The organism is Ensifer sp. LBL (assembly GCF_050435225.1).
Lineage (GTDB): Bacteria > Pseudomonadota > Alphaproteobacteria > Rhizobiales > Rhizobiaceae > Ensifer.
The window spans coordinates 692,742-706,569 of sequence record NZ_JBNDJY010000003.1 but is presented as its reverse complement, the minus strand read 5'-3'; the positions used below and the strand labels follow the sequence as shown (position 1 = coordinate 706,569).

Annotated in this window: 16 protein-coding genes; 12 read left to right on the top strand and 4 right to left on the bottom strand. The window is 60.8% G+C overall.

The annotated features are described in order from the left end of the window. The first annotated feature begins 85 nt into the window (after positions 1–85). The 7 genes from cysE (at position 86) to OKW20_RS15015 (ending at position 6,241) form a co-directional block, all read left to right on the top strand. Positions 86–913 (top strand): serine O-acetyltransferase, encoded by an 828-nt coding sequence (cysE, locus tag OKW20_RS15045; protein ID WP_192446032.1) that lies wholly within the window; start codon positions 86–88, stop codon positions 911–913. Positions 914–1,012: 99 nt separating this feature from the next. Next, the gene (locus OKW20_RS15040) at positions 1,013–1,216 is read left to right on the top strand and encodes a DUF3126 family protein (RefSeq protein WP_034796738.1); all 204 of its coding nucleotides are present in this window, start codon (positions 1,013–1,015) and stop codon (positions 1,214–1,216) included. A gap of 279 nt (positions 1,217–1,495) precedes the next feature. Further along, complete coding sequence (locus OKW20_RS15035; protein WP_034796735.1) at positions 1,496–1,852, top strand: phasin family protein; 357 nt, start codon at positions 1,496–1,498, stop codon at positions 1,850–1,852. Positions 1,853–2,092: 240 nt separating this feature from the next. Beyond that, a complete protein-coding gene (gene clpS / locus OKW20_RS15030; protein WP_043622145.1) occupies positions 2,093–2,446 on the top strand; it encodes an ATP-dependent Clp protease adapter ClpS in 354 nt (117 codons plus the stop codon). Positions 2,447–2,455: 9 nt separating this feature from the next. Then, entirely contained in the window at positions 2,456–4,972 is a 2,517-nt protein-coding gene (gene clpA, locus OKW20_RS15025; protein ID WP_429173252.1) for an ATP-dependent Clp protease ATP-binding subunit ClpA, read from the top strand. Between the two features lie 190 nt (positions 4,973–5,162). Beyond that, positions 5,163–5,900 carry an AzlC family ABC transporter permease gene (locus OKW20_RS15020; protein ID WP_043622151.1) on the top strand — a complete coding sequence of 246 codons (738 nt, stop codon included), beginning with the start codon at positions 5,163–5,165 and terminating at the stop codon, positions 5,898–5,900. Then, positions 5,897–6,241: an AzlD domain-containing protein gene (locus tag OKW20_RS15015; protein WP_429173250.1), complete on the top strand. Its 345-nt coding sequence runs from the start codon at positions 5,897–5,899 to the stop codon at positions 6,239–6,241. The genes OKW20_RS15020 and OKW20_RS15015 overlap by 4 nt, the downstream gene beginning before the upstream one ends. 86 nt (positions 6,242–6,327) lie before the next feature. On the opposite strand, the gene OKW20_RS15010 is transcribed toward OKW20_RS15015, so the two are convergent. From OKW20_RS15010 to OKW20_RS14995, 4 genes are read right to left on the bottom strand one after another with little or no spacing between them, the layout of a single operon-like run. Next, positions 6,328–6,744, bottom strand: a complete 417-nt coding sequence (locus OKW20_RS15010; protein ID WP_043622157.1) for an HIT family protein — start codon at positions 6,742–6,744, stop codon at positions 6,328–6,330. Between the two features lie 42 nt (positions 6,745–6,786). Continuing rightward, positions 6,787–7,974: a GNAT family N-acetyltransferase gene (locus OKW20_RS15005; protein WP_429173248.1), complete on the bottom strand. Its 1,188-nt coding sequence runs from the start codon at positions 7,972–7,974 to the stop codon at positions 6,787–6,789. Between the two features lie 4 nt (positions 7,975–7,978). Continuing rightward, a complete protein-coding gene (locus tag OKW20_RS15000; protein WP_429173246.1) occupies positions 7,979–8,704 on the bottom strand; it encodes a glycerophosphodiester phosphodiesterase in 726 nt (241 codons plus the stop codon). Between the two features lie 12 nt (positions 8,705–8,716). Next, positions 8,717–9,184, bottom strand: a complete 468-nt coding sequence (locus OKW20_RS14995; RefSeq protein WP_429173244.1) for a RidA family protein — start codon at positions 9,182–9,184, stop codon at positions 8,717–8,719. A 145-nt stretch (positions 9,185–9,329) separates the two neighbouring features. Here OKW20_RS14995 and OKW20_RS14990 point away from each other — a divergent pair, with 145 nt between their 5' ends. From OKW20_RS14990 to frr, 5 genes are all read left to right on the top strand, one after another. Beyond that, positions 9,330–10,157 (top strand): cell envelope integrity EipB family protein, encoded by an 828-nt coding sequence (locus OKW20_RS14990; RefSeq protein WP_192446038.1) that lies wholly within the window; start codon positions 9,330–9,332, stop codon positions 10,155–10,157. Positions 10,158–10,339: 182 nt separating this feature from the next. Further along, complete coding sequence (gene rpsB, locus OKW20_RS14985) at positions 10,340–11,107, top strand: 30S ribosomal protein S2 (protein WP_043622167.1); 768 nt, start codon at positions 10,340–10,342, stop codon at positions 11,105–11,107. Positions 11,108–11,360: 253 nt separating this feature from the next. Further along, positions 11,361–12,284 carry a translation elongation factor Ts gene (tsf, locus tag OKW20_RS14980; RefSeq protein ID WP_043622170.1) on the top strand — a complete coding sequence of 308 codons (924 nt, stop codon included), beginning with the start codon at positions 11,361–11,363 and terminating at the stop codon, positions 12,282–12,284. Between the two features lie 192 nt (positions 12,285–12,476). Continuing rightward, positions 12,477–13,199, top strand: coding sequence for a UMP kinase (gene pyrH / locus OKW20_RS14975; RefSeq protein WP_043622205.1), 723 nt, complete (start codon positions 12,477–12,479; stop codon positions 13,197–13,199). A gap of 53 nt (positions 13,200–13,252) precedes the next feature. Continuing rightward, complete coding sequence (frr, locus tag OKW20_RS14970; protein ID WP_034796704.1) at positions 13,253–13,813, top strand: ribosome recycling factor; 561 nt, start codon at positions 13,253–13,255, stop codon at positions 13,811–13,813. Positions 13,814–13,828 lie beyond the last annotated feature (15 nt).

The window sequence follows — 13,828 nt, the reverse complement described above, 5'->3', positions numbered from 1 at the left end:
ATCGTTGTCGCCGCCAGACGCCATTTAAGTCACGCCTGATTTCCCCTATAGTGATGGCAGGCACGGACAAGGAAGGAGAGCGACGATGGTCGCCAAGACCGAACTTCGCCAGGCAGAAGCGCTGAAAGTTATGGACCCGATCTGGAATAGCCTGCGCGAAGAAGCCCGGGTCGCCGCCGAGCAAGACCCCATGCTCGCGGCCTTCCTCTATTCCACCGTGGTCAACCAGCATTCCCTCGAAGAAAGCGTGATCTACCGCATCTGCGAAAGGCTCGATCACCCGGATCTGCAAGCGAACCTTTTGCGCCAGACCTTTTCTGAAATGCTCGAGGACTGGCCGGAATGGGGCACCATCCTGCGTGTCGATATCCAGGCCGTCTACGATCGCGACCCCGCCTGCACCCGATTCCTCGAGCCGGTGCTCTATTTCAAAGGCTTCCACGCGATCCAGACGCATCGCCTGGCCCATTGGCTGTTGAAGCGCGGCCGCAAGGATTTCGCCTTCTACCTGCAGAGCCGTGCGTCCAGCGTCTTCCAGACCGATATCAACCCTGCTGCCCGCATCGGCCGCGGCATCTTCCTTGATCATGCGACCGGCCTCGTTGTCGGCGAGACGGCCGTCATCGGCGACAATGTCTCGATCCTGCACGGCGTGACGCTTGGCGGCACGGGCAAGGAGGGCAGCGATCGCCATCCGAAGATCGCCGATGGCGTGCTGATCGGCGCCGGCGCCAAGATCCTCGGCAATATCCATATTGGGCACTGCTCGCGCGTTGCTGCCGGTTCGGTCGTGCTGAAACCGGTGCCGCCGAAATCGACCGTGGCCGGCGTACCGGCAAAGGTCGTGGGCGAGGCCGGTTGTTCCGAGCCGTCGCGCCAGATGGACCAGATCCTTGCCAGCTTCGATATCTGACATGCGGGAACCGGTGCGTAGCCTCTTTCGAGGGGTTTACACCCGCCGATGCAGCGTGCGAGAAGCGCCGCACAGTTTAAACGGCTACGGAGACGTGTTTTGAAGCCCGAAGAAATCCGCAAGCTTGAAGCCTATTTCAAGCGCACCTTCAATCAGCAGATGGTCGTCAAGGCTCGCCCGAAGAAGGACGAGTCCGCTGAAGTCTATCTCGGTGACGAGTTCCTCGGTGTGGTCTTCCGCGACGAGGAAGACGGCGAGCTTTCCTACAACTTCTCCATGGCGATCCTCGACATCGACCTCTAAGGTTCAACGTCGGACGCTTTCAGTATAAACCCCGAAAATCCCTGGGATTTTTGGGGTTTATTGTTTTGTGCGGGAGGTTGATGTCTCGCTGGGCAATTGCTCGCCATTGCTCATCTTGGGGCTGTAGTGAATGCGGCAAGAAATTTCATGCCGGACCGCGATATTTCATCAAGTTGTTGCATCTGTTGTATTTTATTGCATCGCACACTCGTCTTGACTTTTTGTGCAGTGCACATAAACTGAAGCCTCCAGATCAGGCCGTCACCAAGGAGACACCGGATGTTCAACTTCGACGATGCAAACAAGAAGAGCAAGGAAGCCATTGACGTGGCTGTGAAGAGCTATTCCGCCTGGACCAAGGGTCTTCAGGCTATCGCGACCGAAGCCGCTGACTTTTCGAAGAAGTCGTTCGAGGACAGCGTCGCGCATGTCGAAAAGCTGACCAGCGTCAAGAGCGTCGAGGCTGCGTTCGAACTGCAGACCAACTTCGTGAAGTCGAGCTACGAAGGCTTCGTCGCCGAAGCAACGAAGATCGGTGAAATGTATGCCGACCTCGCCAAGGACGCCTACAAGCCCTACGAAGCGCCGGTTGCCAAGGCTACGGCAGCAGTCAAGGCAGCCGCTGCAGCAGCCTGATCACCGGCTAGAACAATTTCCCAATAAAAAGGCCGGTCGCAGCGCTTGCGACCGGCCTTTTTGTTTTTCGCATAAGCTGTGCGCAGCCCAAAGAAAGTTGATCAATCTTGCCGGTCAACGTGCGATTATGATTGCAGTGTGTTGGTTCGGTCTTAAAATCTGAAAACGAACCATTAGATAAAGGGCAAGCAGGCTGCGGCCGAGTTCGATGGGTCGCTGCTGGACAAGGAACTGACAAGAATGATCGCCATGCCGGTCCGGATGCAGCAAGGTAGCGATGATGAGGGGAACGGCAACAACCGCAGCACGTCCGTTATCACGCGTACCAAGCCGAAGACCAAAAAGCCGAGTTTGTATCGTGTTCTGCTTTTGAATGACGATTACACGCCGATGGAATTTGTCATCCATATTCTGGAGCGCTTCTTTCAAAAGAACCCGGAAGAGGCGACCCGCATCATGCTTCACGTCCACAATCACGGCGTGGGAGAGTGCGGCGTCTTCACCTATGAGGTCGCCGAAACCAAGGTGACGCAAGTGATGGATTTCGCCCGGCAGCATCAGCATCCGTTGCAATGCGTCATGGAAAAGAAATGAGGAACTAACGTGCCAACATTTTCGCCCAGCCTCGAAAAGGCGCTGCACCAGGCACTGACTTTTGCCAACGAGCGCCACCACGAATACGCTACGCTCGAGCATCTGCTTCTGGCATTGATCGACGATGCCGACGCGGCGGCCGTGATGGGCGCCTGCAACGTCAATCTTGAGACGCTGCGCAAGACCGTAACCGATTACGTTGACAACGAACTGTCGAACCTGGTGACCGGCTACGACGAAGATTCCAAGCCGACGGCCGGGTTCCAGCGCGTGATCCAGCGGGCGGTCATTCACGTCCAATCGTCCGGCCGCGAGGAAGTGACCGGCGCCAACGTGCTGGTCGCGATCTTCGCCGAGCGCGAAAGCCACGCTGCCTATTTCCTGCAGGAGCAGGAGATGACCCGTTACGACGCGGTCAACTTCATCTCGCACGGCATCGGCAAGCGGCCCGGCAGCTCCGAAGCCCGCCCGGTGCGCGGCTCCGACGATCACGAGAGCGAGCAGAAGCCCGCGCGCGACAACGAAGAGGCAAGCGCCAAGAAGCAGCAGGACGCGCTGACCGCCTATTGCGTCAACCTCAATGAGAAGGCGAAGTCCGGCAAGATCGATCCGCTGATCGGCCGTCACGCCGAGGTGAACCGCACCATCCAGGTGCTGTGCCGCCGCTCGAAGAACAATCCGCTCTATGTCGGTGACCCCGGCGTCGGCAAGACGGCGATCGCCGAAGGCCTTGCCAAGCGCATCATCGAAAAGAAGGTGCCGGAAGCGTTGCAGGATGCGACGATCTTCTCGCTCGACATGGGCACGCTGCTTGCCGGTACGCGCTATCGTGGTGATTTCGAAGAGCGCCTGAAGCAGGTGGTCAAGGAACTCGAGGACTATCCGGGCGCCGTGCTGTTCATCGACGAGATCCATACGGTCATCGGCGCCGGTGCCACCTCCGGCGGCGCCATGGATGCATCGAACCTGTTGAAGCCGGCACTGTCTTCCGGCGCGATCCGCTGCATCGGTTCGACCACCTACAAGGAATATCGTCAGTTCTTCGAGAAGGACCGGGCGCTTGTCCGCCGCTTCCAGAAGATCGACGTGAACGAGCCGACGATTGCCGACGCGATCGAGATCATGAAGGGCCTGAAGCCTTACTTCGAAGAGTATCACCACCTGAAATACTCGAACGAGGCGATCAAGGCGGCCGTCGAACTGTCGGCGCGATACATCAATGACCGTAAGCTGCCGGACAAGGCGATCGACGTGATCGACGAATCCGGTGCCGCACAGATGCTGCTTCCCGCCAGCAAGCGCCGCAAGCTGATCACCGAGAAGGAGATCGAGGCGACGATCGCGACGATGGCGCGCATTCCGCCGAAGACGGTCTCCAAGGACGACGAAGCTGTGCTTGCCAACCTCGAGCGCGAACTGCGCTCGGTCGTCTATGGCCAGGACCTGGCGATCGAGGCGCTCGCGTCGTCGATCAAACTGGCCCGTGCCGGCCTGCGTGAACCGAACAAGCCGATCGGCTGCTACGTCTTTTCCGGCCCGACCGGCGTCGGCAAGACGGAAGTCGCCAAGCAGCTTGCGACCTCGCTTGGCGTCGAACTCCTGCGCTTCGACATGTCGGAATACATGGAGCGGCACACGGTTTCGCGTCTGCTCGGTGCACCTCCCGGCTATGTCGGCTTCGACCAGGGCGGCCTCCTGACCGATGGCGTCGACCAGCATCCGCATTGCGTGCTTCTGCTCGACGAGATCGAGAAGGCGCATCCGGACCTGTTCAACATCCTGTTGCAGGTCATGGACCATGGTTCGCTGACCGACCACAACGGCAAGAAGATCGACTTCCGCAACGTCATCCTGATCATGACGACCAATGCCGGCGCATCGGAAATGGCCCGGGCCGCCATCGGCTTCGGTTCTTCCAAGCGTACGGGCGAAGATGAAGAGGCGCTGAACCGCCTGTTCACGCCGGAATTCCGCAACCGTCTGGACGCGGTCATTCCGTTTGCTTCGCTGCCGACCCCGGTCATCCACCAGGTGGTGCAGAAGTTCGTCATGCAGCTCGAAACCCAGCTCGCCGAGCGCAACGTCACTTTCGACCTCGCGCCGGAGGCGATCGCCTGGCTGGCCGAGAAGGGCTACGACGAGAAGATGGGCGCGCGGCCGCTCGCTCGCGTCATCCAGGAAAATATCAAGAAGCCGCTCGCCGATGAAATCCTCTTCGGCAAGCTGAAGAAGGGCGGCGTCGTCAAGGTGACGATCGGCACCAAGGCCGATGGCACCAAGGGCCTGCTGCTCGATGCAGTTCCGGAGACAACGCCGATCAAGCCGAAGGCGGAAGTATCCCGCCCGGCAATGAAGGCGACGAAGCCGAAGAAGGCCGAAGACAAGGAAGAGGTGGGCGCCGAGCCCGCGCCGAAGTCCAAGCCGAAGAAGGCTGCCTCCAAAGCGTCAACGGATGACGAAGCCGGGGCAGGCGACGTGGCTCCCAGAAAGGGCCGCACGGTGCCGAAGGTGCCGCGCAAGAAGTAACCCCGCAAGACACGTTCGACGGCGCCGGATGCAAACCATCCGGCGCCGTTTTTCTTTGAGGACGAAATAGGAACCCCAGCGTGGTTTTTCGCCCGCGGGCCGGTCCGATAGCCTATATTCGGCCTTGCTGATCCCGGACGATTCGATCCGGGGTCGTCGTGGTCGAGTTGGAAACAATCCGGAATCGCCGATGAAGAGAGAAGAAGACGAGCAATCTTCGCTCGCCTGGTTCGGGAAAGGCATGCGCGGCATCTTCAGCCTGCCGGCCTTCATTCTGATGCTGTCCTTTGTCGGCTTCTGTTCGCTGACGGCGCAGGCCGGCATCCCCGTCGAGCAAGTGGTCTTCATGGTCGGCATGGTCTGGGCGCTCCCGGCCAAGGTCATTCTCGTGAGCTCGATGATGAGTGGCGCGGGACTTGCGACCGCCTTCCTCGCGGTCTCGCTGTCGTCCGTCCGGCTGATGCCGATGGTCGCTGCGCTGATACCGGAATTGCGCGGGTCACGCACGCCGACTTGGCTTCTGCTCTTCCTCTCGCATTTTGTCGCGATCACCGCCTGGGTGTTTGCGATGGAGAAGGTGCCGCAGGTGCCGCGTGAGCGGCGCGTCGCCTTTTTCGCGGGCTTCGGTATCACACTGGTGGCGGCAAACATGCTGCTCGTCGCCGTCGTCTACCACTTCGTCGCCGATTTCCCACCAATCGTCGCCGGCTGCCTCTTCTTCCTGACGCCGGTCTACTTCCTCGCCTCGATCTGGCATTCGGCGCGCCACCCCGTCGTCTACGTGGCGTTGCTCTTCGGTCTTGCCGGCGGGCCGCTGTTCTACTGGCTGTTTCCGGAATTCGACATTCTGCTGGCCGGCCTTGTCGGCGGCACGCTTGCCTGGCTGGTCGAACGCCTCTGGCGCCAACGCAAGGAGGTGGGAGCATGACCTGGCAGGATGGGTGGTGGGCCTATGTCTTCATAGCGATTGCCGGCTGGCTGGCGACCGACATCTGGCGCTGGCTTGGTGTCATCACCGGCAACAAGCTGCGCGATGATTCCGAGGCGCTGAACTGGGTGAGGGCAGTGGCTACCGCGCTGGTCGCAGCGGTCATCGCAAAGCTCATTCTCTATCCGACCGGTGTACTCGAACAATCCCCGCTCTGGCTGCGCGCCGGTGCCGTCGGCTTTGGGGCTACCGCCTTCTTCCTGTTTGGACGAAAGCCGGCAATCGGTATCGCGTCATCGATTGCCGCGTTGGCGTTGGGCCTGTGGTGTTTGGGTTTTTAGTCCGAGGCGAGGTCTTTCACCTGACCGTCTGTTAAAGAGCCGGCTTCGCCGGCTCCTGGTTCCCCGAGTGGATGATATGAGCGCGATTAGAGCGCCTGCCTTACCTTTTCGGCATTGGCCGCGAGGATGGCGCCGTCTTCCATCGTGCCGGAATGCGGCTTCAGCGGCACGCCTGCTTGCCGCGGAATGACGTGGAAATGCAGATGGAAGACCGACTGTCCGGCCGGCGCTTCGTTGAACTGCATGATCGTCACGCCATCGGCGTCGAAAGCTTCCTTGGCGGCAACGGCCAGTTTCTGCACGGTAGCAATCAGCGCCGGCAGCGTTGCGGCATCGGCGTCGAGCAGGTTGCGCGAGGGGGATTTCGGCACCACGAGCAGGTGGCCCTCGGCCTGCGGCATGACATCCATGAAGGCGATCGTCGCGTCGTCTTCATAGACGCGATGCGAGGGAATTTCGCCGCGCAGGATCTTGGCGAAGATGTTGTTGTCGTCGTAGCTCATTGTTCTTCCTCGTCTAATGAAACCGGCTTCACGAAAAGCGGCTTAGTCGTCCTGCCGGTCACCTTTGCGGAAAGGTCCATGCTCTGCAAGGATTTCGCCCGTTTCCTCCACATCCCTGCGCTCGCGCTGAAGATAGTCGCCAACGGCGCGGGCAAGTCCCGGATGGGTGATGAAATGGGCGGAATGGGTGGTGACGGGCATGTAGCCGCGCGCAAGCTTGTGCTCACCCTGGGCGCCGGCCTCAACGCGCTTCAGCCCCTTGGCGATCGCGAAATCGATCGCCTGGTGATAGCAGACCTCGAAATGCAGAAATGGGTGATCCTCGATGCAGCCCCAGTGGCGACCGTAGAGCGCATCGCCGCCGATGAAGTTGATCGCGCCGGCGATGTAGCGGCCGTTGCGGCGCGCCATCACCAGCAGGATATCGTCGGCCATGCGTTCGCCGATCAGCGAATAGAAGGCGCGCGTCAGGTAGGGGCGACCCCATTTTCGCCCGCCGGTGTCCATGTAGAAGGCGAAGAACTCGTCCCAGATCGCTTCCGTCAGGTCGCTGCCGGTCAGCCAGTCGATCGAAATGCCGTTTTCGAGCGCAGCCCTGCGCTCCTTCTTCAGCGCCTTGCGCTTGCGTGACGCAAGGGTCTCCAGAAAATCGGCGTGGGAGCCATAGCCTTCATTGGTGAAGTGGAATTGCTGGTCCGTGCGGTGCAGGAACCCGGCGCGTTCAAGCGCAGGGATCTCGGCTTCGGGCATGAAAGTTACATGGGCCGATGAGACATCGTGTCTGCGGGCGAGCTCCTTCAAGCCCGCCGCAAGCGCATCCTGAACGGCGCTCGTGTTTTCATCCGGTGCCGTAAGCAGCCGTGGTCCGGTCGCAGGCGTAAAGGGGATGGAGCTTTGCAGTTTCGGGTAGTAGCGGCCGCCGGCGCGCTCGAAGGCGTCGGCCCAACCGTGGTCGAAAACGTATTCACCCTGGCTGTGGCTCTTCAGATAGCAGACGAGGCCGCCGCGCAATTGGCCGTCGCCTCCTTCGAGTAACAGATGCTGGCCGAGCCAACCGGTCTTGGCCGTCGCCGACCCGGACTCCTCGAGCGCCGAAAGATAGGCATGCGAGAGGAAGGGATTGTAGACACCGCCGGGAAAAGCTTTCGATGCACCGGACAGCACGTTCCAGCGTGCCGCCGGTATATCGGTGAAGGATTGCGCAATGCGGAGGGTGACGGCGTCTGACATTACGTTAGGAAACCAGGGCCTCCCGTGGGTCGAATCCCTCGAAGGTCATCTGGTCCGCATGGGCGTAAGTGTACGCCTCGGCCTGCCGGTCGCGTACGGTCCAGGTGATGATCGTCCTTCCGAGCGTCCGTTCCTTGGTGATGAACGCGTTCGGCAGGTGGCCGTAGTGATAGGAGATGAAGTCGAGCCCGAGCTGCATCGCTTCCTCGTGCACGAAGAAGGTCTCCGGATTGGCGCCCTCCGCGGTGAGGCCCAGCGGGTAGGGCGCGTCGAGCGCCTTCAGGTCCTTGAGCAGCCAGTGGTCGAAGCTCATCAGGGCAACATGCCCCTTGTAGCCTTCGAGCGTTTCCAGCACGGCAGCGGCAAAGCCCTCGTCGTCGCCCTTGCGGCCCTTGAGTTCGATGACCAGCGGCACCTTGCCGGCTACAAGACGCAGCATCTGGGTTAGTGTCGGCACCTTGTCCTTCGTTCCGCCGATCGCCATCAGGCCGAGCTCGCCGGCTGTGCGCGAACGAACGTCGCCCTTGATGCCGCAAAGGCGCTGCGTGTCGTCGTCGTGGAAGACGACCGGAATGCTGTCGGCGGTATATTGCAGGTCGCATTCGATCGCGAAGCCGGCATCGACGGCGCGGGAGAAAGCCGAAAGCGTATTCTCCCAAACGTCCTTGTTCATGTCGTGATAGCCGCGATGGGCAATCGGTTGGGCCTTCAGCCAGGAAATATCAGCCATGCGGGTACCCTGTCAGGCGATTTCGATGACGGCGTCGATCTCGACGGCGGCGTTGAAGGGAAGGGAGGCCATGCCGACGGCGGCGCGAGCGTGCTTGCCGGCTTCACCGAGTACGGTGGCGAGCAGATTGGATGCGCCGTTGATGACCAGATGCTGCTCGACGAATTCCGGCGTCGAAGCGACGAAGCCATTGATCTTCACCAGGCGACGGACGCGACCGAGATCGCCGCCAAGTGCTGCCTTGGCCTGGGCGAGGATGTTGATCGAGCAGAGTTCGGCGGCGCGCTGCGCACGGGCCACGTCCACGTCCTTGCCGACGATGCCGGTCACGGCGACCTTGCCGTCTTCCATCGGAAGCTGTCCCGAGATGTAGAGCATCGAGCCGCTGATGACGTAGGGCACGTAGTTTGCAACCGGGGTCGCAGCCTGGGGAAGGGTCACTCCGAGGTCCTTGAGGCGCGCTTCGATCTCTGCCGACATGGAAAGCTCCATTGTTGTCTTTTGTGTTAAAATCCTGCATTCAGGCCGGATCGCGGCGGGCACCGGCTTTTTCCTGCGAACGCCGCCTCGCTTCTGCCGAACGCTTGTTTATAGCATTGCCGGCGAGTCCAACAGGAGGAAACGGATGTTTCATAAAGGCTTCGGTCTCGTCACTTTGGGCAGCGCCTGTTTCGCCGTCATGACACTATCGGGCGCCACGGCGGCGTACGCAAACGCCCTTGTGCCGCACCGTGCCGTCTATGATCTCGAACTCAAGGATGCGTCGGATCGTTCCGGTATCGCCGGCATGTATGGTCGCATGGTCTACGAGTTCAATGGCTCGGCCTGCGCGGGCTATACCGTCAGCTTCCGTTTCGTCACCCAGGTCGATACCGGCGAGGAAGTGCGTCTGACCGACCAGCAGACGACCACCTACGAGGACCTGAAGAATGGCAACTTCCGCTTCCTGACCCGCTCCTTCACCGACGAGAAGTTGGACAAGGAAGTGCGCGGGACGGCGCATGAGGATAAGGCGGGTGTCAAGGTCGAACTGACCGCGCCCGACAAGCGCGAAATAGAACTCGCGGCGAGCCGGTTTCCGACCGCGCACATGATGGAAGTGATCTCGCGGGCGAAGAAGGGCGAGAGCCTCTTTGAGGCGCGCATCTTCGACGGCTCCGATTCGGGCGACAAGACCCTGATCACCTCGACCTTCGTCGGCAAGTCGCGCAAGCCCTCGGCGGACGAACCGGATGCCGGCAAGGCGGGCAAGCTCAGCGGCGACAATTACTGGCCGGTGACCATCTCCTACTTCAACGACGACAAGAGCGGCGACGCGCTGCCGATCTACCGCATGTCGTTCAAACTCTACGAGAACGGGATTACCCGCGATCTGACGATGGACTACGGCGATTTCGTCCTGAGCGGCAAGCTTGCGGACCTCGAAGTGTTCAAATCCGAGGACTGCAAATAGCCGATTGCGGTAAAAAGCGGCGTTTGCGGCTTGATTTATCGGGCGGTTGCCGTTAAGGGGCTGCCCATTCCACACGTGAAGCTTGGGATGTTCCGGGAGAAATCCGGATCGTTCCGCCGGTGGGCCGGTCGAAAGACATGCTCGACGCTTCGCGGAGGTTAAACCGGAAAAGGAGAAAAGGCATGGCATTGCCTGATTTTAGCATGCGTCAGCTTCTGGAAGCTGGCGTTCACTTCGGCCACCAGACGCACCGCTGGAACCCGAAGATGAAGCCGTACATTTTCGGCGATCGCAACAACGTTCACATCATCGACCTCGCACAGACCGTGCCGATGCTGTCGCGCGCCCTGCAGATCGTCAGCGACACCGTTGCCAACGGCGGCCGCGTTCTGTTCGTCGGCACCAAGCGCCAGGCGTCCGAAATCATCGCTGACGCTGCCAAGCGTTCGGCCCAGTACTACGTCAACGCTCGCTGGCTCGGCGGCATGATGACCAACTGGAAGACGATTTCGAACTCGATCCAGCGCCTGCGCAAGCTCGACGAAATCCTCGCTTCGGAAGCTTCGGGCTTCACCAAGAAGGAACGCCTGAACCTCGAGCGCGAACGCGAAAAGCTGAACCGCGCTCTCGGCGGTATCCGCGACATGGGCGGCACACCGGACCTGATGTTCATCATCGACACCAACAAGGAATCGATCGCGATCGACGAAGCCAAGCGCCTCGGCATCCCGGTTGTCGCAGTCATCGACTCGAACTGCGATCCGGACCAGATCGACTATCCGATCCCGGGCAACGACGACGCTTCGCGCGCCATCGCTCTCTACTGTGACCTCATCGCACGCGCTGCCATCGACGGCATCGCACGCCAGCAGGGCGCATCGGGCCGTGACCTCGGCGCATCCGCCGAAGCTCCGGTTGAGCCGGCGCTCGACGAGGCCTCCGACGCCTGATCGGGCCTTGGCGGCAGATAAATTCTGCCGCCCCCAATGAAATGTCGGGACAAGGCCGTTTGTGATGAAAGTCAAAACGGCCTTGTTCTTTTCAGCCAGGGGTGGCGCCGATCCGTTCGGATCCTTGGATCCGGACAATGCCCGCGATGATGCAGTCATCACGGTGTCACAATGAAAAGCCATTCCCTGCCACACCTCCTGGTACCGCGCCCTCAAGGGCAGCGCGCCAACCAACAGACAAAGAGGCAATAAGATGAGTGTAACTGCAGCAATGGTGAAGGAACTGCGCGAAAAGACCGGCGCAGGCATGATGGACTGCAAGAAGGCGCTCGCCGAAACCAACGGCGACATGGAAGCTGCGATCGACTGGCTGCGCGCCAAGGGCATCGCCAAGGCCGACAAGAAGTCGGGCCGCACGGCTGCTGAAGGCCTCATCGGTATTGTCAGCGGTGGCGTCAAGGCCGTCGTCGTCGAAATCAACTCCGAAACCGACTTCGTTGCCCGCAACGAAGCGTTCCAGGAACTCGTCCGCGGCGTTGCCAATGTAGCGCTGACCACCGACGGCTCGGTTGAAGCCATTGCGGCTGCAAACTACCCGGCAACCGGCAAGTCGGTCGATGAGACCATCAAGGATGCGATTGCCACCATCGGCGAGAACATGACGCTGCGCCGCGCAGCTCTGCTCAAGGTCGAAGACGGCGTTGTTGCAACCTACATCCACAACGCTGCTGGCGACGGCATCGGCAAGCTCGGCGTTCTCGTCGCGCTGAAGTCGGTCGGCGACAAGGAAGTGCTGTACTCGGTCGGCCGTCAGGTCGCCATGCACATCGCTGCGACCAACCCGCTCGCGATCCGCGCCGACGAAGTCGACGCCGCTGTCGCCGAGCGCGAGCGCAACGTCTTCATCGAACAGTCGCGCGCCTCGGGCAAGCCGGACAACATCATCGAAAAGATGGTTGAAGGCCGCATGCGCAAGTTCTTCGAAGAAGTCGCTCTGCTGTCGCAGGCCTTCGTCATGAACCCGGAAATCACCGTCGGTCAGGCCGTCAAAGACGCTGAAAAGCTCGCTGGCGCACCGATCGAAGTCACCGGTATGGCTCGCCTGCTGCTCGGCGAAGGCGTCGAGAAGGAAGAGTCCGACTTCGCTGCAGAAGTTGCAGCCGTCGCCAAGGGCTGATTTCTTCACCCATATTGGGAAAACCTTGGGGCATCGCGTGACAACGCGGTGCCCTTCGTGTATCCGGCTTCGTCAATGCGCTGGACCCGCCGGAAAATACGCCGTTGCGGTTGAAACCATGGAGCGCAATGTGTCCTTATGCGCTGTGCGCCGCCTTCGTGCGCACGCGCGCCGATCTGTTCAGGAGCGATGATGCCGGCCGAGCCACTCTACAAACGCGTTCTACTCAAAGCCTCCGGCGAAGCCCTGATGGGCAGCCAGGGCTTCGGCATCGATGTCGCGGTCGCCGACCGGATCGCCGCAGATATCGCTGAGGCCCGTGCCATGGGCGTCGAAGTGGGCGTGGTTGTCGGTGGCGGCAACATCTTCCGCGGCGTGGCCGTCGCTTCCAAGGGTGGCGACCGGGTGACCGGCGACCACATGGGCATGCTGGCAACCGTGATCAACGCGCTGGCGCTCGCAACGTCGCTGCGCAAGCTCGACATCGACACGGTGGTGCTCTCGGCAATCGCGATGCCGGAGATCTGCGAGAGCTTCTCGCAGCGTGCAACGCTCTACCATCTTTCCCTCGGCCGCGTCGTGATCTTTGCCGGCGGCACCGGCAACCCCTTCTTCACGACCGATTCTGCCGCCGCCCTTCGCGCCGCCGAAATGGGCGCGCAGGCGATCTTCAAGGGCACGCAGGTCGATGGCATCTATTCCGCCGACCCGAAGAAGGATCCGACTGCGACCCGCTTCGACCGCCTGACGCACAGCGAAGTCCTCGAGAAGGGCCTTGCCGTCATGGATGTTGCCGCCGTCGCGCTCGCACGCGAAAATGCCATTCCGATCGTTGTCTTCTCCATTCATGAGAAGGGTGGCTTTGCGGAAATATTGACCGGCGGCGGTCGCGCGACCATCGTCACAGACAACTAAGAAGCTGCAGAACGGCCTTGCGGCCGGCGCATGATAGAACGGGAGTTTCGACCATGAGTGAAGGTGTTGACCTGAAGGAACTGAAGCGTCGCATGGATGGCGCCATTTCCGCATTCAAGAGCGATATCGCGTCGCTCCGTACCGGCCGCGCGTCGGCGAACGTTCTCGATCCGGTGACCGTCGAAGCCTATGGCTCGCGCGTGCCCCTCAACCAGGTGGCGAACATCACGGTTCCCGAGCCGCGCATGCTGTCCGTCTCGGTCTGGGACAAGCAGATGGTCGGCGCCGTCGATCGCGGCATTCGCGAATCGAACCTCGGCCTCAATCCGATCATCGACGGCCAGAACCTGCGCATTCCGCTGCCGGAGCTCAACGAAGAGCGCCGCAAGTCGCTCGTCAAAGTGGCACATGACTACGCCGAAAAGGCGAAGGTCGCCGTGCGTCACGTTCGTCGCGATGGCATGGACGACCTGAAAAAAGCCGAAAAGGATGGCGACATCGGCCAGGATATCAGCCGTTCTCAGTCCGAGCGCGTGCAAAAGATGACCGACGAAACGATTTCCGATATCGACCGCTTGCTCGTCGAGAAGGAAAAGGAAATCATGCAGGTCTGATCTGCTCGTGATCTG

Excerpts from the sequence above, each read along its gene's own strand:
- cysE (WP_192446032.1), top strand. The coding sequence starts at position 86 with ATGGTCGCCAAGACCGAACTTCGCCAGGCAGAAGCGCTGAAAGTTATG.
- OKW20_RS15035 (WP_034796735.1), top strand. The coding sequence starts at position 1,496 with ATGTTCAACTTCGACGATGCAAACAAGAAGAGCAAGGAAGCCATTGAC.
- clpS (WP_043622145.1), top strand. The coding sequence starts at position 2,093 with ATGATCGCCATGCCGGTCCGGATGCAGCAAGGTAGCGATGATGAGGGG.
- OKW20_RS15020 (WP_043622151.1), top strand. The coding sequence starts at position 5,163 with ATGAAGAGAGAAGAAGACGAGCAATCTTCGCTCGCCTGGTTCGGGAAA.
- OKW20_RS15015 (WP_429173250.1), top strand. The coding sequence starts at position 5,897 with ATGACCTGGCAGGATGGGTGGTGGGCCTATGTCTTCATAGCGATTGCC.
- OKW20_RS15010 (WP_043622157.1), bottom strand. The coding sequence starts at position 6,744 with ATGAGCTACGACGACAACAACATCTTCGCCAAGATCCTGCGCGGCGAA.
- OKW20_RS15005 (WP_429173248.1), bottom strand. The coding sequence starts at position 7,974 with ATGTCAGACGCCGTCACCCTCCGCATTGCGCAATCCTTCACCGATATA.
- OKW20_RS15000 (WP_429173246.1), bottom strand. The coding sequence starts at position 8,704 with ATGGCTGATATTTCCTGGCTGAAGGCCCAACCGATTGCCCATCGCGGC.
- OKW20_RS14995 (WP_429173244.1), bottom strand. The coding sequence starts at position 9,184 with ATGTCGGCAGAGATCGAAGCGCGCCTCAAGGACCTCGGAGTGACCCTT.
- OKW20_RS14990 (WP_192446038.1), top strand. The coding sequence starts at position 9,330 with ATGTTTCATAAAGGCTTCGGTCTCGTCACTTTGGGCAGCGCCTGTTTC.
- rpsB (WP_043622167.1), top strand. The coding sequence starts at position 10,340 with ATGGCATTGCCTGATTTTAGCATGCGTCAGCTTCTGGAAGCTGGCGTT.
- tsf (WP_043622170.1), top strand. The coding sequence starts at position 11,361 with ATGAGTGTAACTGCAGCAATGGTGAAGGAACTGCGCGAAAAGACCGGC.
- pyrH (WP_043622205.1), top strand. The coding sequence starts at position 12,477 with ATGCCGGCCGAGCCACTCTACAAACGCGTTCTACTCAAAGCCTCCGGC.
- frr (WP_034796704.1), top strand. The coding sequence starts at position 13,253 with ATGAGTGAAGGTGTTGACCTGAAGGAACTGAAGCGTCGCATGGATGGC.